Genomic DNA, 17933 nt, shown 5'->3' with positions numbered 1-17933 from the left:
GCAAAAGGAGCTAGAACATGAGATCACTGGACGAATACGAAAAGAAAATTGGCTACACCTTTCAAAATAGAAAACTGCTGGAAACCGCCCTTACCCACTCCTCTTACGCCAATGAGCACAAGTGTGAAAGCTATGAGCGTCTGGAATTTCTAGGCGATTCGGTGCTGGGCTTTGTTACGGCGGAGTTTCTCTTTCGCCATTACGCCAGCCTGCCTGAAGGCCAGCTGACCAAAACCCGGGCCGCCCTGGTGTGCGAAAAGTCCCTGTGCGGCTTTTCCCGGAGCCTGGAGGTAGGCAGTTTTTTGCGGCTAAGCCACGGAGAAATGCATTCTGGGGGACGAGAGCGGGCTAGTATTCTGGCAGACGTGTTCGAGTCCACCACCGCCGCTATTTATCTGGACAGCGGCGACTTGGACCAGGCCCGAACCTTTATCCTGCGGTTCATCGCCCCCGCCGCTAAAAGCCGCAGCGGCAAGGCCTTTAAGGACTATAAGACCACCCTGCAAGAGATCATCCAACAGAACCCAGAGGAGCAGCTGGAGTATGTGCTCACCGGCGAGAGCGGCCCGGACCACGAAAAGCACTTTACCGTAGAGGTGCACCTGAACAGCAATGTGATTGGCAAGGGAGGCGGACGCAGCAAAAAAGAGGCCGAGCAGCAGGCCGCCCGAGAGGCCCTGGAACTGATGGGCTACTGATGGGCCACGTCAATATCGCTCTATTCGTGCCCCATCTGGGCTGCCCCCAGCAGTGCAGCTTTTGTGAGCAGAACACTATCACCGGCCAAAACCATACGCCCCCGCCCACCCCGCGGGACGTGCTTTCCGCTGCCCAAACCGCTGCCAAAAGTCTGGGGCCTTGCTGCTCCCAGGCGGAAATTGCCTTTTTTGGGGGCAGTTTTACGGCCATTGACCCGGGATACATGCTGGCCCTGCTGGACGCGGCCAAAGCCGCTGTGGACCGCTACGGCTTTTTTGGGGTGCGCTGCTCCACCCGGCCGGACGCTATAGATGAAGGGACGCTTGGGCTCTTAAAAGAGCGGGGCGTCACTGCCATAGAGCTGGGGGCCCAGTCCATGGACAACCGGGTACTTTATGCCAACCGCCGGGGCCACACCGCGGAAGCCACCCGTCAGGCCGCTTTCCTTATCAAAAAAATGGGCTTTGAACTGGGCCTGCAAATGATGACCGGTCTATACGCCAGCTCCCCGGAAAAGGACCTTTCCACCGCCCAAGAGCTAATTGCCCTGGGCCCAGCCACTGTGCGGATATACCCCACCCTTGTGCTGCCGGGCACCTGTTTGGCAGAGCTCTGCGGCCGGGGCCTGTACGCTCCCCAAACCCTGGAAGAGGCAGTGGACCTGTGCGCCCAACTGCTGGAACTCTTCCGGGGGGCCGGGGTGCGGGTGATCCGGCTGGGGCTGCATCCCGGGCCAGAACTGGAGCGCCGGGTACTGGCTGGCCCGTACCACCCAGCTTTGGGCCAGCTGGTGGAAAGCCGGATCTTTCTGGGGCGGCTGCTGAAAAGCCTGCCCGGCCCCGGCTCCTATCAGGTGGCCGTACACCCCCGGGACCTCTCCACCGCCCTGGGGCAAAGGCGGGGCAACCTGGCGGCCCTGGCGGAGCGGGGGTATTCTGTGGCCTTTGTCCAAAGCCCGGATACAGCCCGGGGCGAATTCTATTGGGAGGAAGCCTATGGCACAAAAGCTGATCATCATTAGCGGTTCCCCCTGCGTGGGAAAAACCACCGCGGCAAAAGTTTTGTATGAGCAATACCATAATTCCGCCTATTTGGACGGCGACTGGTGCTGGTGTGTCCATCCTTTTTCCCTCGATGATCCCCGGCTGCGGGAGGGGGACAAGGCTATGTCTGCGGTGCTTTCCAACTACCTGCGGCTGGGCTTTGACTATGTGGTGTTCTCCACTGTAGTGGCCATGTATGAGAATATCCGGCAGGGCATCCTGCGGGACATCACGGCCCAGCAATATGAAGTCATCGGCTTCACCCTGACCTGCACGGGAGAGACCCTCCGCCAGCGGCACAAAGCCCGTGGGGACCAGACCCAGTGTTCCTTTGAGTGGCTGAGCCTGCCCCCTTACCCTGGGGACCACGTGATACACACCGACGACCTTACCCCCGCCGAGGTGGCGGCGAAGATGAAGGAGATCATCGACACGCCCTGCCTGACGCTTTCCGCAGGGCCGCTGATCCTGCGGGCCCCGGGTCCAGAGGACCTGCCGGAGGTAGCCAGGATCTGGGACATGGACCAGGGGCCTATCCCAGAGGATGAGGCCAGGAGGGTGCTGGCGCGGATAGAGGATAACCACCGGAAGAACCGCCCCGGATCTATCTACCACCTGTGCCTGGCAGTGACAAAGCGGGAAAACCCGGGTTTCCTCCTCGGCTGGTGCGGCCTGGATGGGACCAACGGCCATGAACTACACATATTCTATTCCATTGTGCCAGAGTACCGAGGGCGGGGCTTTGCCACCCAGGCGGTCCGGGCCCTTTTGGACTATGCCTTTACCCAAGCCGGCGTGCCCTTTGTAAACGGCGGCTGCTACAAGGATAACCTGGCCTCTGCCAGAGTGATGGAAAAGTCCGGCATGCGCCCCGCGGGGACTAGCGAATGCGGCGACCCCCTGTATTACCTAGACCGAGACACGTGCCTAAGAGATTGTGCAAGTAACCCCTCCGCTTATACCCGCGCAGCCGCTATTTGTGCCAGCACAAGCCCTCATGAACAGGAGTTAACGGAATGATTCTGAAATCTCTCGAGCTGCAAGGCTTTAAGACCTTTCCCGACAAGACCACGCTTTCCTTTGAGCCCGGCATCACTTCCGTGGTGGGGCCCAATGGCAGCGGAAAAAGCAATATTAGCGACGCTATGCGCTGGGTCATGGGTGAACAGTCTCTGCGTACTCTGCGCTGCTCTAAAATGGAGGACGTGGTCTTTGGCGGCACCCCCCAGCGCAAGGCTCTGGGTTTTGCCGAGGTGACCCTCACCATTGACAACAGCGACCGCCGCCTGCCCTTTGACAACGACCAGGTGGCCATTACCCGCCGGTACTACCGCTCGGGCGAAAGCGAGTACCTGATTAACAAGAGCACGGTCCGCCTGCGGGACATTAATGAGTTGTTTATGGATACGGGCCTGGGCCGGGACGGCTACTCCATTATTGGCCAGGGCAAAATTGACAGCATTGTGGCTGCCCGCAGCGAGGACCGCCGGGAGATCTTTGAGGAGGCCGCGGGCATTTCCCGCTACCGCTACCGCAAAGAGGAGGCCCAGCGCCGCCTAACCAAGGCAGAAGAGAATCTGGTGCGTCTGCGGGATATTCTCAGCGAACTAGAGGGCCGGGTGGGCCCCCTAAAAGAGCAGGCTGAAAAGGCCGAAAAGTTCATCCAGTACGACGCGGAAAAGAAAGAGCTGGAAATCGGCATTTGGCTGGAGACCCTGGAGCGCAGCGGCCGCACCCTGCGGGAACACGAAGAAAAGCTGGGGGTTATGCGGGCCCAGCACCAGGAGATCGAGGAAGAAATAGAGGGCGTCAACCGCCGCACAGAAGAAAACTACCGGGAGACCAACCAATGCACCGCCAGCATGGAACTGGCCCGGAACCAGGCCGCCGCCCTGGACGAACAGGCCCTGCGGGCCGAGGGGGAAATTGGCCTGTTAAACAGCGAAATTTCCCATAACCGCCAGGATGTGGAACGGCTGAAAGGGCAGATTCAGGCCGCCCAGCAGTCTCACCAGGACACCCAGCAGGAGATGGAACGAAAAACCCAAGAGCTGGCTGCCCAAGAGGCCCGTATCAACCAAAGCCGTCAAAAGCTGGTGGACTATACCGCCCGGCTGGAAGAGCTGCGCCAGGGGGCGGACCAGTCCACCCGAGAAATTGAGCAGGCCGCGGTGGAACTGGCGGGCATTAACGCCAGTCTCTCTGAGGAGCGGGTACGGATGACCTCGGCCCAGTCCTCTATGGGTGAAATCCGCCTGCGGGCCCAGGCTGTGGAAGAGAGCCTATGCCAGGCGGAACAGCGGGAGGCCGCCGCCCGGGAAGAGGGCCGGGAACTCTCGCAAATGCTGGAAGAGGCCGGGGCCGCCATTGTGGCCAAGGAGAATGAGGTCAGCGGACACCAGCTGCGGCTGATGTCCCGAAAAAAGCGGGCCCAGGCCGCCCGGGAACAGCTGGATAAACTGACCCTGGACGCCAACGAGCAGCTGCGCCGGGCCCGGCTTCTAGAGGACCTGGAACGAAACCTAGAGGGCTTTGCCCAAAGTGTAAAAGCCGTGATGAAAGAGGCCCAGCGAGGGATGCTGAAAGGTGTATGCGGGCCGGTGACCAGGCTTTTGAAGCCTCCGCCAGAGTATGCCGTAGCCCTGGAAACCGCCCTGGGCGCGGCCATGCAGAATATTGTGGTGGAAACCGAACAGGACGCCAAAAGCGCCATTAGTCTTTTGAAACAGCGGGATCTGGGCCGTGCCACCTTTCTGCCCTTAACCACCATCAAAGGCCATGTGCTGGACCCCCGGGAAATGGAAAACATGCCGGGTTTTGTGGGGGTGGCGGCCCGGCTTTGCCAGTGCGAGGAAAAGTACGGCGGTATCCGCGACTCCCTTTTGGGCCGGGTGGCCGTGGCGGAGGACCTGGACAGCGCGGTATCCATTGCGAAGCGCACTGGATACCGGTTCCGGGTGGTGAGCCTGGACGGCCAGGTGGTCAACGCCGGGGGCTCCCTAACCGGCGGCTCCCGGGCAAAAAATTCCGGGCTGCTCAGCCGCGCGGGGGAGATCCAGCGCATAAAAGAAAAAGCGGCGGCTTTGCGGGCACAGGCCGAACAAGCTAACCAGACCTATAAGGCCAGCCAGGGGGAGGTTTCCGCCTGCGAGGCCCAGCTGAACGCGGCCCAGGGCGAACTGTACGCCTGCCAAGAGGAACGCGCCAAAATCTCAGCCGAATTAACCCAGGCCCAGCGGGAACTAGACGCCATTTTGGAGAGCGCCCAAACCCTGAGGGCGGAACGGGAGGGAACCAACGCCCGGCTGGAAACTCTTTCCGTTCAAGAGGCCGCCAGCCGGGAACAACTGGACAAGCTGGAAGAAGCGGCCCGGGTTTGGGAGGAAAAAAGCCAGAGTCTCTCAGGCAGCAGAGAGATCCAGATGGCTCGCTGCAACGAGATTGGCGACACCATTCAGGCCCTGCGCATGGAAGAGTTTTCCGCCCAGAAAGACCGGGACACCCTGGCAGCGGGTCTGGAGGAGCTAAAAGCCCGCCAGCAGGACGCCGCCGGGCTCCAGAGCCGCCTGGCGGCTGAAATTGATGGGCTGGAGGAAAAGTCCGGCCAGCTGGCCGAGGAAATTCGCGGCCTAACCGCCCGGGTAGACGACCTGCGGGCCCAGGCCCAGGCCCAGCGCCAGTCTGTGGAAGAGGCCGCCCAGCACCGGGCAGAGCTGGAAAAAGAGTCCGCCCAGCTGCGCACCCAAGAGCGGGAGGCGGTCTCCCGCCGGGAAAGCGCCGGCCGGGAGCTGGCCCGGCTACAGGAGCGCTCGGACAACCTGCAAAAGGAGTATGACGGCATTATTACCCGGCTGTGGGAAGAGTATGAACTCACCCGCCGGGAGGCCGAGGAACAGGGCAAACCCATTGAGGACCTCCCCACTGCTCAGCGGCGCTTGCAGGAACTGAAAAACAAAATCAAGGCCCTAGGCGCGGTAAACGTGGGAGCAGTGGTGGAGTACCAAGAGGTAGCGGAGCGCTATAACTTCCTAAATACCCAGGTAACCGACGCGGAGACCGCAAAAAAGGAGCTGCTGGATCTAATCGGCGACCTAACCGGGGCTATGCGGGAGCAGTTTACCCAGCGGTTCGGAGAGATCAACGAAAACTTTGGCCGCATTTTCCGGGAGCTCTTCGGCGGCGGCGCGGCAGAGCTGAGCTTTAGCGACCCTGCGGACGTTCTCACTTCCGGCATTGACATCAAGGTACATCCCCCGGGCAAAATTGTCACTCATATCGAGTCCCTCTCCGGCGGAGAGAAAGCCCTGGTGGCCATCTCCATCTACTTTGCCATTATGCGGGTGAATCCCCCGCCCTTCTGCGTGCTGGACGAGATAGAAGCCGCCTTGGACGACGTGAACGTGGCGCGGTTTGCCCAGTACCTGCGGCGCATGACCAGCCAGTCCCAGTTCATCACCATCACCCACCGCCGGGGTACCATGGAGGGGAGCGACATGCTGTATGGAGTGACCATGCAGGACCAGGGGGTCAGCAAGCTGCTGGCCCTAAAGACCGACGAGGCGGCGGAGTTTTCCGCTTGACCGGCCTACCCTCTACCTTCCGGCCAACAAACAGGAAAAGTTTTTCCGTCTCGCCTGCCGGCCCGGTCGGGTCGGTCCCATTCCTTGGCTTTGCCAAGCAACCGGGGAACTTCCTCGACTCGGTCGGCGCCTGCCGCTCCCCCACTGGAAACCAGCGCCCTTTTCGAAAGATAGCCAACACATCGTCAAAAGCCTTTTCCTCCCCAGCTTTCAAACAAACTCTAGAACATAAGGAGGCCCCTTGATGAAAGACCACACCATCATCCAGGTAAACCGGCAGTACTGGAACGACCACGCGGACAAATGGTTTGGTACCACGGCCCTGCCCGTGTACGGTGTAAACTGTGTCACCGAGGAGGATTTGCACTTGTTTGGGGATGTGCGGGGCAAGAAGCTGCTGGAAATCTGCTGTGGCAGCGGGCACTCGCTGAAGTACCAAGCGGACCACGGGGCGGGAGAGCTATGGGGTGTGGACCTCTCTGAGAAGCAGCTGGAAAACGCCCAAAGGTACCTGGCGGAAAACGGCCGCAAGGCCCGGCTGGTCTGCGGGGCCATGGAGGAGGACCTGGGCCTGCCCCAGGAATATTTTGACTATGTGTATTCCATCTACGGCATGGGCTGGACCACCGACCTGGACGGGACCCTTGCACGCGTCGCGCCCTACCTAAAGCCCGGGGGCATATTCATTTTCAGCTGGCACCACACCCTGGCCTACTGCGTGGGCTGGACGCCGGAGGGGGGCCACTGCTGGGAGGGGGAGGAAATGCCCTTTACCCGCAGCTACTTTGACGAAGAGCCTTTCACCATGCCGGTGGACGGCAGCCGGGTGGTGCTGTGCAACCGGAAGATATCCACCTATGTAAACGCCCTTAGCCAGGCTGGCTTTACCATAGAACAAATGGTAGAGCAGACCAGCCGGGCCACCCTGGAAAGTCAGCCCGAGAGCCAGAAGGTACGCAAGGCGCAGATGCTGCCGTTCTCGGTGATTTTTAAGGCCAGAAAGCTGTGTAAAAAGGAGAGAGATTATGGGAATTTTTGAAAAAATCCGCCAGGGCTTAAAAAAGACCCGGGAGAGCATCAGCGGGCAGATTAGCCAGATGGTGAACTCCTTCACAAAAATCGACGAGGAACTGTTTGAGGAACTGGAAGAGCTGCTGGTGATGGGCGACGTGGGCATGGACACCGCCCAGTTTATCACCGGCGAGCTGCGGAAAAAGATTAAGGAAGAGGGCATTACTGACCCGGCGCTGATTATGGATCAGCTTCAGGAAATTGTGGCCCAGCTGCTGGAGGGGGACTGCGCCCTGCACGCCGGCACCCAGCCCTCTGTAGTGCTGGTGATCGGGGTCAACGGCGTGGGCAAAACCACTTCCATTGGCAAGCTGGCTATGATGCTGAAAAATCAGGGCAAGTCCGTGATTCTGGGCGCGGCGGATACCTTCCGGGCCGCGGCCATTGAGCAGCTGGAGGTGTGGGCCGACCGGGCCGGGGTGCCCATCATCAAGCAGGGCGAGGGCGCGGACCCCGCCGCCGTGGTGTTCGACACCATTGCTGCCGCCAAAGCCCGGGGCTGCGACGTAATCATCTGCGATACCGCCGGACGGCTGCACAACAAGAAGAACCTAATGGACGAGCTGGCGAAAATCAGCCGCGTCATCGACCGGGAGCTGCCTGGCTGCGACCGGGAAAACCTGCTGGTGCTGGACGCCGCCACTGGCCAGAACGCCGTGAACCAGGCCCGGGAGTTCCAGAGCGCGGCGGGCATTACGGGCATCATCCTTACCAAGTTGGACGGCACCCCCAAGGGCGGCGTGGTGCTGCCCATTAAGCGGGATCTGGGCCTGCCCGTGAAGTTTATCGGCGTGGGCGAGCGGCTGGACGACCTACAGCCCTTTGAGCCCGCCGCTTTTGCCGCCGCGCTGTTTGATACCACCGGCCGCCCGCCGGAACCCGCCCCGGCACCCCAGCCCCCAGAGACCCCAGCGCCCCCTGTATTACAGCAGGCCGAAGCCGCCCCCCCGCTGGAGGCCCCCGCCCAGCCGGAAAGCCCCGAGGAACGGCACCAGCGGTTCCGGCGGTTTGTGGAGGACCTGATGGCCCGCATGGACCGTGGCGAAAACGTGGCCGGGCTGCTGCCGGAGCTGAACCGGTGGCGGGACGACCGGGAGCTGGACCGGGACGACCAGCGCCTGGTGCGCAACCTGCTGCTGACGGTGAGTAATATGAGCCATGGATGATGGCGTACTCTGCTTCGTGGAAGGGCCTGACGGAAACATCCACGTGGGACGGCAGTAAAAGCTTCGCCGGCCTTGCCAGAGTCAGCCACCGGTGCTGACGGAGCCCCCCCCCAATCCCTCAGGGGACAACCATCCCCTGGACCCCATCTTTCCCCTCAAAATCCATGCTATTTGGAGCAAGCATATCAACCAAAACCGCAGGAGGATACCAAATGAAATTCGTCATTGCCACCCATAACAAAGGCAAGCTGGCAGAGTTCCAGCGCCTGCTGGAGCCCATGGGCATCCAGGCCGTCACCATGGACATCTCCGAGCCCGAGGAGACCGGCAAGACCTTTGCCGAAAACGCTTACATCAAGGCCGCCGCCGCCTGCCAGGAGACCGGCCTGCCCGCTGTGGCCGACGACTCTGGCCTGTGCGTGGACTACCTGGAGGGGGCCCCCGGCATCTACTCCGCCCGGTTCGCCCAGCCCGGCCAGCGTCGTCTAACCGTGCTGGAAAAGTTAAAGGACGTGCCCTGGGACCAGCGGGACGCCCACTTTGTCAGCGCGGTGTGCTGCGTGTTCCCCAACGGCGACCGGGTGGAGGCCGAGGGCAAGTGCTTTGGCAAAATCGCTTACGAGTCCCGGGGAGAAAACGGCTTTGGCTACGACTCTATCTTTCAGCAGGGAGAGCTGACCTTTGGGGAGCTCTCCGCCGCCGAAAAAGACGCCCGCAGCCACCGGGGCCACGCCTTTGCCGCCTTTGAGGAAAAGTTAAAGGCCTACCTGGCCAAGGGCGGGCCCACCCCCTGCGGCCTGGACTGCGCCCAGTGCCCGGGCCGCAAAAACGACTGCCCCGGGTGCGGGGAACTGGCCAAGGGCTGCGTCGTCGCCCAGTGCGCACATCAAAAAAATTCAGGTCCCTGCGCCAGCTGCCGGCCCTTTGAGGGCCCCTGCGCCCTAAAGGCCCAGCTGATTCGGGAGTTCAACGCCCTGGGCATAAAGGATATGGAAGAGGTCACGGACCTGAACGCCCTGGCGGGCTCTTACGTCAATCTAGCGTACACCCTGCCCGGGGGCCAAAAGGTGACGCTTTGGGATGACGGCCGGGTCTACCTGGGCAGCCAGCTGCACAAGCGGGGCAGCGACCGGTGCTACGGCCTGACCGCCGACGAGCGCTACCTGATGGTGGCCGAGTACGGCGACAACGGCGCGGACCCGGAGCTGGTGGTATTTAAGAGAAGAGAAAAGCCGGGTTCTCAACAAACAGAGAAATGAGGAGATTCTATTGACCAGCAAACAACGTGCGTATTTACGCTCTTTGGCCGTTAATGAGGACACCATCCTCACTGTGGGCAAGGCTGGCCTGGGCCCCCAGGTGGTCCAGCAGGCCCGAGAGGCCCTGGAAAAGCGGGAGCTTATCAAGGGACGGGTGCTGCCCGAGACCTGCCCGGTCTCCCCCCGGGAGGCCGCCGAGGAAATCGCCGCGGCCACCCGCAGCCAGGTGGTGCAGGTAATCGGCTCCCGGTTCGTGCTGTACAAGCGGCGCAAGGACCAGCCGAAAATCACCCTGCCCAGGTAGCCGCCTATGAAAACAGGAGTTTACGGCGGCACCTTTAACCCCATCCACCTGGGGCACCTGCATATTTTAAAAGAATTCACCGCCCGGCTGGGCCTGGACCGAGTGCTGCTGGTGCCCGCCGGCGTTCCCCCGCACAAGGCAGCCCCCGCCCTGGCCCCGGGCCAGGACCGGGCCATGATGTGCGGCCTGGCGGTGCGGGAGGCCGACCTGCCCGCCCGGGTAAGCACTATTGAGCTGGACCGGCCGGGGAAAAGCTTTACCTCAGATACCCTGCTGGGCTTTAGGGAACGCTTTCCCCAGGACGAGTTTTTCCTCTTGATGGGCGAGGACATGTTCCTCACTGTAGACAGCTGGCATCAGGCAGATACTATTTTTCGCCTGTCCAGTTTATGTGCTTCGCCCCGCAGCCAGGACGGCCTTTCAAAGCTGCTGAAAAAGCGGCAGGCTCTAGAGGCCCTGGGAGCCCGCTGCTTTGTGGAGGATATTCCCTTTTGGGATGTGTCCTCCACCCAGGTGCGGCAGCTGGCGGTCCAGGGCGGCGGCCTGGAAGAACTGACGCCCAAAAGCGTGGCGGACTACATCCGCCAGCACAGATTGTATTGCTCTTAAGGCAACACCGCGTAAAGATTGTGCGTGAGCTGCGCGGTCAGGACTTTTCGTCAGAGGTTAGGGCTTGTTTGAAAATAGAGGAAAAGACGAATTTTGGGCCAGAAGGGGACAATTTCAAGGAGAAGAACCGCTGTAGTTAGCTGCGCTAACTACGTCACTCTGGCGATTGACGAGGATTTTCGACGTAGAAAGTGGCCTCTTATGGCAAAAAAGACGACGTTTTCGATTTTTCAAACAAGCCCTAGCAAGCGTTGGCAAAACCAGCTCTATTGCGTGCGGCCAATTAGACCCTATATGGTCTTAACCACGCATGGTTTTGTGATTTGCCAAACGAAAACTGTGCGCAATCGCGCGGCCGTATTATGATGGAAAAGGCGCAAGCAGACCGCGCGCAAAGTCTCTGTGCGGTGTTGCCTCAAATACTATACGCGTCCAGTAAGGCTCTTTGGCAGTTTAGAGACACTATTCCTAAAGACTCCGCCAGAGGCTGTGCAAAATTTTGATCCATCAAGAGGAGGAGAACCCTATGGATTTTGAGTCCTGTTGCCAAGAAGCGCGCCGGCATCTGACCGAAAAACGCTTTTACCACTGTGAATGCGTGGCAGAAAGCTGCGTGCATCTGGCAAAAAAATATGGCGCCAATGTGGAAAAGGCCCGGCTGGCGGGCATTCTCCACGACATCATGAAAGATACTTCTGATGAAGAGCAGTTGAAAATTATGGATAAATTTGGTATAATGCTCTCAGAAAGCCAACGGAAAAACCAAAAGCTGTGGCACGCGGTGTCGGGCGCGGCCTATATACAGCACTATATGGGCATTACCGACCAGGAAATTTTGGATGCCATCGCCTGCCACACTGGGGGAAAGTCCGGCATGACCCTGCTGGACAAGGTGCTCTTTGTGGCGGACTACATCTCCGCCGACCGGGATTATCCCGGGGTGGAGGAACTGCGGCGGCTGGCGGAGAGCAGCCTGGAAGAGGTGATGATTGAGGGCATTGCTTTTACCATTCCAGAGCGGATGGAGGCGCGGCTGACCCTGGAGCCCCGATCCATTGACGCGTATAACGAGGCCCTGTGGACCCTGGAGGCCCGAAAACAGCGGAACGCTCCTACGCAAGCCCTCTAAAGAAAGACCGTCTCCACTCTTTATAATCAAGAAAGGAAATAACCTATGGAATCCTTTGAACTGGCCAAGCAGGCCGCAAATCTGCTGGACGAGAAAAAAGCCGAACACATCAGCGTCATCAAAATCGACGACATCTCCAGCCTGGCCGACTACTTTGTGATTGCCACTGGCCGGGGCGAGACCCACGTGCACTCGCTCTCGGACGAGCTGGACGAAAAGCTGAAAGCCCAGGGCGCGGCCCCTGCCCGCATAGAGGGCTACCGCTCTAACAGCTGGATCCTCCTGGACTATGTCCACGTGGTGGTGCATATTTTCACCCAGGAGGCCCGGGACTTCTACGACCTGGACCGGCTGTGGGCGGACGGCGCCCGGGTGGAGTGGGCGGACCAGCCGGAGGGGTAAAAGACCATGCGGACTGAGAGGCAGACCCAATTGATACAGGCCTTTTTGGCAAACCTGGACTTAGAACAAGGCGAAGTATACCAGGATCTGGTCCTCCACCTGTCCCTCCTGGGGTATGACCCGAAAAAGCAGCGGGCGAACATTGTATTCACCTGTCCTTGGCACGGCAAGCAAATTGCCAAAATCGGCTTTGATAAAGAGGAAAAGCCCTTTTTCGGCCTGCGCTTTTCCGCCTGCCAGGAATACTCTTCCCGATTCGAGAAGATTGTGCAGGATTGGGTCACGGGCCCCAGGTACCGGGCGGCCCCCTGCACCCAAAACGCCTGCGGCTTTTGCCGGGGAGAGCCCAGCCAGCACACCTACAGCCACACCATGCCGGACGGGGAGGTCCGGCGACACTGCGGTACCGTGCCCTTGGTCATCCCTGGCCTTTGCCGGGCCGATGTGCCGGAGGTAAAGCGCCTTATAGAGGAGGAACACCGGTTTTTGATGGAGTATGAGGCAGAAGCGGAGAAATAGGTTGGTGAGGTCAATATGAATCTAAAGACCATAATCGCCCGCCCCCTATTTCCAGCTTGACAAACCCCGCCGAATCGTATATAATTAGAAAAAATAGTGAAAGACTGTGACGGGAAGAAGGCGCCGCGATCACCTTTCAGAGAGCTTGCGGGTGGTGTGAGCAGGCAGGCGGCGGGCTGCGTATACTGATCCCTGAGTCTCCCTGCCCAAAGGCGCTGCTTTTTTTATCTCGCTTAGTAGGTTTGGGACGTGTGGCGGCGTTATAGGCCCAGTCTTGTTGGAGACTATGAGGGAATGCGCGTGAGCACATTCCAAAGTCACGGGTGGTACCGCGAAATCTTCGGATTTTCGCCCCGGATGCTTTTGTAAGCGTCCGGGGCTTTTTTCTGCCGCCTTACTATCCCGTCGCGGGACCGCAATCCATAGAAAGGATGATAGAAAATGAAATACGACCATCGGGCCGTGGAGCCCAAATGGCAGCAAAAATGGGAAGAGGCTGGGGTATTCCATGCCCAAAACGGCAGCGATAAACCCAAGTACTACGCTCTGATTGAGTTCCCCTATCCCTCGGGCCAGGGCCTACACGTGGGCCACCCCCGGCCCTATACGGCCCTGGATGTGGTGGCCCGCAAGCGCCGGATGCAGGGCTATAACGTGCTGTACCCCATTGGCTGGGACGCCTTTGGCCTGCCGGCCGAGAACTACGCCATTAAAAACCACGTGCACCCAGAGGGCATTACCCGGGACAATATTGCCCGCTTCACTGCCCAAATCAAGTCCTTGGGCATCTCTTTTGACTGGAGCCGGGAGGTTAGCACCATTGATCCAGATTACTACAAATGGACCCAGTGGATTTTCCTCCAGCTGTATAAGCACGGCCTGGCCTATAAAAAAGAGATGAACGTTAACTGGTGCACCAGCTGCAAATGTGTGCTGGCCAACGAAGAAGTGGTAAACGGAGTGTGCGAGCGCTGCGGCAGTGAAGTGGTGCACAAAGTGAAGAGCCAGTGGATGCTGAAGATTACCGAATACGCACAGCGGCTGATTGACGACCTTGCCCTGGTGGACTACCCCGACCGGGTAAAAACCCAGCAGGAGAACTGGATTGGCCGTTCCACTGGCGCGGAGGTGGACTTCGACACCACCGCTGGGGACAAACTGACCATCTACACCACCCGGCCCGACACCCTGTACGGGGCCACTTACATGGTCATCTCCCCCGAGCATCCCTATATTGAAAAATGGGCTGAAATCCTTCGCAACATGGAGGCTGTGCGGGAGTATCAGGCCCAGGCGGCCCGGAAGTCGGATTTCGAGCGCACCGAGGTGGCAAAGGACAAAACCGGCGTACGCCTAGAGGGTGTGGCCGCGATCAACCCGGTGAACGGGAAGGAAATCCCCATATTCATCTCCGACTATGTGCTGGTCAGCTACGGCACCGGGGCCATTATGGCCGTGCCCGCCCACGACGACCGGGACTGGGACTTTGCCAAAAAGTTCCAGCTGCCCATTATCGAGGTGGTCAAGGGTGGCAACGTGCAAGAGGCCGCTTTTACCGACTGCGACACTGGCGTGATGGTGAATTCCGGCATTTTAGACGGCCTTTCCGTAGAGGACGCCAAGGTGAAAATCACCGAGTTTTTGCAGGAGAAGGGCATTGGCCACGCCAAGGTGAACTATAAGCTGCGGGACTGGGTGTTTTCCCGCCAGCGGTACTGGGGCGAACCCATCCCCATGGTATACTGTGAAAAATGCGGCTGGCAGCCCATCCCGGAAAGCGAGCTGCCCCTGCGCCTGCCCCAGGTGGATAGCTATGAGCCCACCGACACCGGAGAATCCCCCCTGGCCAAGATGACAGACTGGGTAAGCACCACCTGCCCCCACTGCGGCGGCCCTGCCGCCCGAGAGACCGACACCATGCCCCAGTGGGCCGGGTCCTCCTGGTACTTCCTGCGGTACATGGACCCTCACAATGACCAGGCTCTGGCCAGCAAAGAGGCCCTGGACTACTGGTCTCCCATCGACTGGTACAACGGCGGCATGGAGCACACCACCCTGCACCTGTTGTACAGCCGGTTTTGGCATAAATTTTTGTATGATATTGGCATAGTGCCCACCCCGGAACCTTATGCCAAACGCACCAGCCACGGGATGATTTTGGGCGAAGATGGCCAAAAGATGAGCAAGTCCCGGGGCAATGTGGTAAACCCAGATGACATTGTCCAGGAGTACGGCGCGGACACCATGCGCCTGTACGAGATGTTCATCGGCGATTTTGAGAAATCCGCCCCCTGGAGCAGCGCGGGCATTCGGGGCTGCCGCCGGCTGGTAGACCGGTACTGGGCCTTGCAGGACAATCTTGCCGCCGGAGAGGGCATCCGCCCCGCCCTGGAGGGCCCCTTCCACAAGACTATTAAGAAGGTTACCGAGGACACCGAGGTGCTGAAGTTCAACACCGCCATTGCGGCCCTAATGGCTTTGATGAACGACATCGGCGCCCAGGGCGGCATCACTCGGGAGGAACTGCGGTTGTTCACCCTGCTGCTAAATCCCTTTGCTCCTCACATCACCGAGGAGGTCTGGGAGGCCTGCGGCCTGGGCCAGGGCATGGCCTGCCAGCAGCCATGGCCTGCTTATGACCCAGAGAAATGCAAGGAGAGCACGGTGGAGATTGTGGTACAGATCAAGGGGAAGGTCCGCGCCCGGCTAATGGTGGCGGCGGATATTAGCCAAGAGGACGCCATCGCGACCGCAAAGGCCGACGAGAAGATTGCGGCGGAGATCGCCGGCAAGGCCATTGTCAAGGAGATCTATGTTCCCGGCAAGCTGGTGAACTTGGTGGTGAAGTAGGACAAAAGGTCAAAAGGGTAGCAAAAGTATCCTTTTAGAAGTAGGTTCTGGCGGCCAAACCGTAAAGGTTTCGTCCACCTTTTCAAAGGTGGTGGGGTTCTTAGGGGCAACGCCCCTAAGCCGCCGGTGGCCATACCAGCGTCACAAAAAATAAAAGCGCCCCGGCAACTGCGCCCGGGGCGTTTCTCTTTTTCTGTCAGCCGAAGCTAATCTTCGCGTGCTGGCGGCGGTAAGTGTCGTTGTCCTTCAGCTGAACCTCGTTCTCGGCCTGCCGCAGCTGCTTCTCCAGCCGGTCCCGCTCCGGGCCCTCCGGGGCGTGGTCCACCTGCTGCTGTAGCTGGCTGGCCTTCTCCTTGGCCCGCTTAATCTCCCGGTCCACCTCGTCGGTGTCGGTGGTGGTCCGCTCCACCGACTCTTTGGGCTCCTCTTTCTCGGGCTTTTCCGGGTCCTGGTCCTCTTGGGCTGGGGTCGCGCCGTCCTGGCGGATGCGGGGGCCGTTCTCGCCGGGCTCCACCCAGTACAGACCGCTGGGCGGCTGGGCCTGGCGGGGGCTGTACTGGTCCGGCTCCTGGTAAAACTCCCCTTGAGCGGCGCCCTCCACCGGCTTTTCGTCCAAGGGGCGCTGGGCTTCTTGGGCTTCTTGGACCCTTTGCAGCTGTTGGGCGCTAAGGCTTGCATTAATATTGTTCTTCACAGTATTCATTTCCATAAGACCATCCCTTTCTTAATCATCATTATACACCTGGAACCATATACTGTCAACCGTCTCTTCCCCCAATTCACAGCCAAAGGGACGTGACTTGGCATCTATAGCGGGTCCTGCCCTGGCTCACAGAGCCAACATTAGGACGAAACTTTTTGCCCCCGGCTTTGCTCACAAAACTATTGACCTTTCGCCCCTTTGCCGCTATAATAGTTCTTGAACCCAACACGGCCCGGTTGACGCGGACCGCTACTAGGACAAGGGAACGACCTTTTGGGCAAAAGCCTGGCCGGAAAGCCTCCGGCGGCGATTCCCCCACTGAACGCGGCTGCACCGCCTGGGCAACATAGTGAATATAGATGGCTCTACCAATAAAATTTGCCGGAGGGATCGAAAGGCCCTCTGGGGCTTTCTCCCTCCTGATGGAAGGAAGGAAATCTTTTGAGCAATAAAAAAAATGCCTCCCACACGGTCCTGCCCGCTCAGTCCCAGGGCGTTTGGGGCTCTGTTAAAGCCTACTTGCGCCTATACTTTGTGGACGCCATGAGCGCTATGGCCCAGGGGCTTTTTGCCTCTTTGCTGGTGGGCACCATCATCTCTACCCTGGGCTCTCAGTTAAACCTGCCTATACTGGTGGAGGTGGGTAATTTTGCCAAATCCATGTCCGGTCCAGCCATGGCCATTGCCATTGGCTACGCTCTAAAGGCCCCGCCCTTGGTTTTGTTTAGCCTAACCGCCGTGGGCAGCGCCTCTAATACCCTGGGGGGCGACGGCGGGCCTCTGGCCGTGCTGCTCATTGCCATTGTGGCCGCCGAGCTAGGCAAACTGGTAAGCAAAAAAACCCCGGTGGACATTTTGGTTACCCCTTTGGTAACCATTGGCAGCGGGGCTGTGCTGGCATATCTATGCGCCCCCTGGGTGGGCTCTGCGGCCCATGCCTTTGGCCAGCTCATTAAGGACGCCACAGTCCTTCAGCCTTTTTGGATGGGCATTGTGGTGTCTGTGCTGGTGGGCATTGCCCTCACCCTGCCCATCTCCTCCGCTGCCCTGTGCGCGGCTTTTGGTCTCACCGGCCTGGCGGGCGGCGCGGCTGTGGCCGGGTGCTGCGCCCAAATGGTGGGCTTCGCGGTTATCAGCTTTCGGGAAAACCGCTGGGGCGGTTTGGTGGCCCAAGGCCTGGGCACTTCTATGTTGCAAGTGCCTAATATTATCAAAAACCCGCGGGTGTGGATTGCCCCCACTCTGGCCGCGGCCATTACCGGGCCTATCGCCACCTGTTTATTGGGCCTGGAGATGAACGACCCCTCGGGGGGCGTGGCTTCGGGCATGGGCACCTGCGGGCTGGTGGGTCAGATCGGCGTGTACTCCGGCTGGGTCAACGACGTGGCCACTGGGGCCAAGGCCAGCATTGGGGCCATCGATTGGCTGGGCCTGCTGTTGATCTGTTTTGTATTACCGGCTGTGCTAAGCTGGATTATTAACCTGGGCCTGCGAAAACTGGGCTGGGTAAAAGACGGAGATCTCAAATTGGACTTAGTGTAAAAAAGCACAAGTATGAACCCAAAAGACAGCAGACCCTAGCAGGTGGGTCTGCTGTCT

General features: G+C 59.6%; 14 protein-coding genes and 1 pseudogene. 14 read left to right on the top strand and 1 reads right to left on the bottom strand.

The features are described from left to right. Positions 1 to 17: 17 nt before the first annotated feature. The 13 genes and pseudogenes from rnc to leuS all read left to right on the top strand — a co-directional run bounded on the left by rnc (position 18) and on the right by leuS (position 15631). Entirely contained in the window at positions 18 to 698 is a 681-nt protein-coding gene (rnc, locus tag U8U68_RS01935) for a ribonuclease III (protein WP_322199171.1), read from the top strand. Next, entirely contained in the window at positions 698 to 1720 is a 1023-nt protein-coding gene (locus U8U68_RS01930) for an elongator complex protein 3 (RefSeq protein WP_322199170.1), read from the top strand. The genes rnc and U8U68_RS01930 overlap by 1 nt, the downstream gene beginning before the upstream one ends. Continuing rightward, positions 1695 to 2762: a GNAT family N-acetyltransferase gene (locus U8U68_RS01925; RefSeq protein ID WP_322199169.1), complete on the top strand. Its 1068-nt coding sequence runs from the start codon at positions 1695 to 1697 to the stop codon at positions 2760 to 2762. The genes U8U68_RS01930 and U8U68_RS01925 overlap by 26 nt, the downstream gene beginning before the upstream one ends. Continuing rightward, on the top strand, positions 2759 to 6322 hold the full coding sequence (gene smc / locus U8U68_RS01920; protein ID WP_322199168.1) for a chromosome segregation protein SMC: 3564 nt from the start codon (positions 2759 to 2761) through the stop codon (positions 6320 to 6322). The genes U8U68_RS01925 and smc overlap by 4 nt, the downstream gene beginning before the upstream one ends. Positions 6323 to 6566: 244 nt before the next feature. Then, the gene (locus U8U68_RS01915; RefSeq protein WP_322199167.1) at positions 6567 to 7361 is read left to right on the top strand and encodes a class I SAM-dependent methyltransferase; all 795 of its coding nucleotides are present in this window, start codon (positions 6567 to 6569) and stop codon (positions 7359 to 7361) included. Then, positions 7348 to 8250: pseudogene (gene ftsY / locus U8U68_RS01910) on the top strand (signal recognition particle-docking protein FtsY); the annotation flags it as partial. The gene U8U68_RS01915 and the pseudogene ftsY, both read left to right, overlap by 14 nt. 521 nt (positions 8251 to 8771) lie before the next feature. Continuing rightward, positions 8772 to 9818 (top strand): RdgB/HAM1 family non-canonical purine NTP pyrophosphatase, encoded by a 1047-nt coding sequence (gene rdgB / locus U8U68_RS01905; protein WP_322199166.1) that lies wholly within the window; start codon positions 8772 to 8774, stop codon positions 9816 to 9818. Positions 9819 to 9822: 4 nt separating this feature from the next. Continuing rightward, positions 9823 to 10122: a YhbY family RNA-binding protein gene (locus U8U68_RS01900; RefSeq protein WP_322199244.1), complete on the top strand. Its 300-nt coding sequence runs from the start codon at positions 9823 to 9825 to the stop codon at positions 10120 to 10122. A 6-nt stretch (positions 10123 to 10128) separates the two neighbouring features. Beyond that, entirely contained in the window at positions 10129 to 10731 is a 603-nt protein-coding gene (nadD, locus tag U8U68_RS01895; protein WP_322199165.1) for a nicotinate-nucleotide adenylyltransferase, read from the top strand. A 526-nt stretch (positions 10732 to 11257) separates the two neighbouring features. Further along, entirely contained in the window at positions 11258 to 11860 is a 603-nt protein-coding gene (yqeK, locus tag U8U68_RS01890) for a bis(5'-nucleosyl)-tetraphosphatase (symmetrical) YqeK (protein WP_322199164.1), read from the top strand. A 45-nt stretch (positions 11861 to 11905) separates the two neighbouring features. Beyond that, positions 11906 to 12262 (top strand): ribosome silencing factor, encoded by a 357-nt coding sequence (rsfS, locus tag U8U68_RS01885; protein ID WP_322199163.1) that lies wholly within the window; start codon positions 11906 to 11908, stop codon positions 12260 to 12262. Positions 12263 to 12268: 6 nt separating this feature from the next. Further along, a complete protein-coding gene (locus U8U68_RS01880; protein ID WP_322199162.1) occupies positions 12269 to 12781 on the top strand; it encodes a hypothetical protein in 513 nt (170 codons plus the stop codon). Positions 12782 to 13222: 441 nt separating this feature from the next. Next, a complete protein-coding gene (gene leuS, locus U8U68_RS01875) occupies positions 13223 to 15631 on the top strand; it encodes a leucine--tRNA ligase (RefSeq protein ID WP_322199161.1) in 2409 nt (802 codons plus the stop codon). 196 nt (positions 15632 to 15827) lie between these two features. Here leuS and U8U68_RS01870 read toward each other — a convergent pair whose 3' ends face one another. Continuing rightward, the gene (locus U8U68_RS01870; RefSeq protein ID WP_322199160.1) at positions 15828 to 16340 is read right to left on the bottom strand and encodes a hypothetical protein; all 513 of its coding nucleotides are present in this window, start codon (positions 16338 to 16340) and stop codon (positions 15828 to 15830) included. 468 nt (positions 16341 to 16808) lie between these two features. Between U8U68_RS01870 and U8U68_RS01865 the strand changes: the two genes are divergently transcribed. Further along, a complete protein-coding gene (locus tag U8U68_RS01865; protein ID WP_322199243.1) occupies positions 16809 to 17876 on the top strand; it encodes a PTS sugar transporter subunit IIC in 1068 nt (355 codons plus the stop codon). The last annotated feature ends 57 nt before the right edge of the window (positions 17877 to 17933 follow it).

Origin of the sequence: Acutalibacter intestini (assembly GCF_034334985.1) — a bacterium.
In the GTDB taxonomy this organism is placed as follows: domain Bacteria; phylum Bacillota; class Clostridia; order Oscillospirales; family Acutalibacteraceae; genus Acutalibacter; species Acutalibacter intestini.
Note: the sequence above shows the minus strand (reverse complement) of the source record. Positions and strands in the feature narration are given on the sequence as shown.

Excerpts from the sequence above, each read along its gene's own strand:
- U8U68_RS01870 (WP_322199160.1), bottom strand. The coding sequence starts at position 16,340 with ATGGAAATGAATACTGTGAAGAACAATATTAATGCAAGCCTTAGCGCC.
- U8U68_RS01930 (WP_322199170.1), top strand. The coding sequence starts at position 698 with ATGGGCCACGTCAATATCGCTCTATTCGTGCCCCATCTGGGCTGCCCC.
- U8U68_RS01925 (WP_322199169.1), top strand. The coding sequence starts at position 1,695 with ATGGCACAAAAGCTGATCATCATTAGCGGTTCCCCCTGCGTGGGAAAA.
- leuS (WP_322199161.1), top strand. The coding sequence starts at position 13,223 with ATGAAATACGACCATCGGGCCGTGGAGCCCAAATGGCAGCAAAAATGG.
- rdgB (WP_322199166.1), top strand. The coding sequence starts at position 8,772 with ATGAAATTCGTCATTGCCACCCATAACAAAGGCAAGCTGGCAGAGTTC.
- nadD (WP_322199165.1), top strand. The coding sequence starts at position 10,129 with ATGAAAACAGGAGTTTACGGCGGCACCTTTAACCCCATCCACCTGGGG.
- rnc (WP_322199171.1), top strand. The coding sequence starts at position 18 with ATGAGATCACTGGACGAATACGAAAAGAAAATTGGCTACACCTTTCAA.
- U8U68_RS01915 (WP_322199167.1), top strand. The coding sequence starts at position 6,567 with ATGAAAGACCACACCATCATCCAGGTAAACCGGCAGTACTGGAACGAC.
- yqeK (WP_322199164.1), top strand. The coding sequence starts at position 11,258 with ATGGATTTTGAGTCCTGTTGCCAAGAAGCGCGCCGGCATCTGACCGAA.
- rsfS (WP_322199163.1), top strand. The coding sequence starts at position 11,906 with ATGGAATCCTTTGAACTGGCCAAGCAGGCCGCAAATCTGCTGGACGAG.
- U8U68_RS01880 (WP_322199162.1), top strand. The coding sequence starts at position 12,269 with ATGCGGACTGAGAGGCAGACCCAATTGATACAGGCCTTTTTGGCAAAC.
- smc (WP_322199168.1), top strand. The coding sequence starts at position 2,759 with ATGATTCTGAAATCTCTCGAGCTGCAAGGCTTTAAGACCTTTCCCGAC.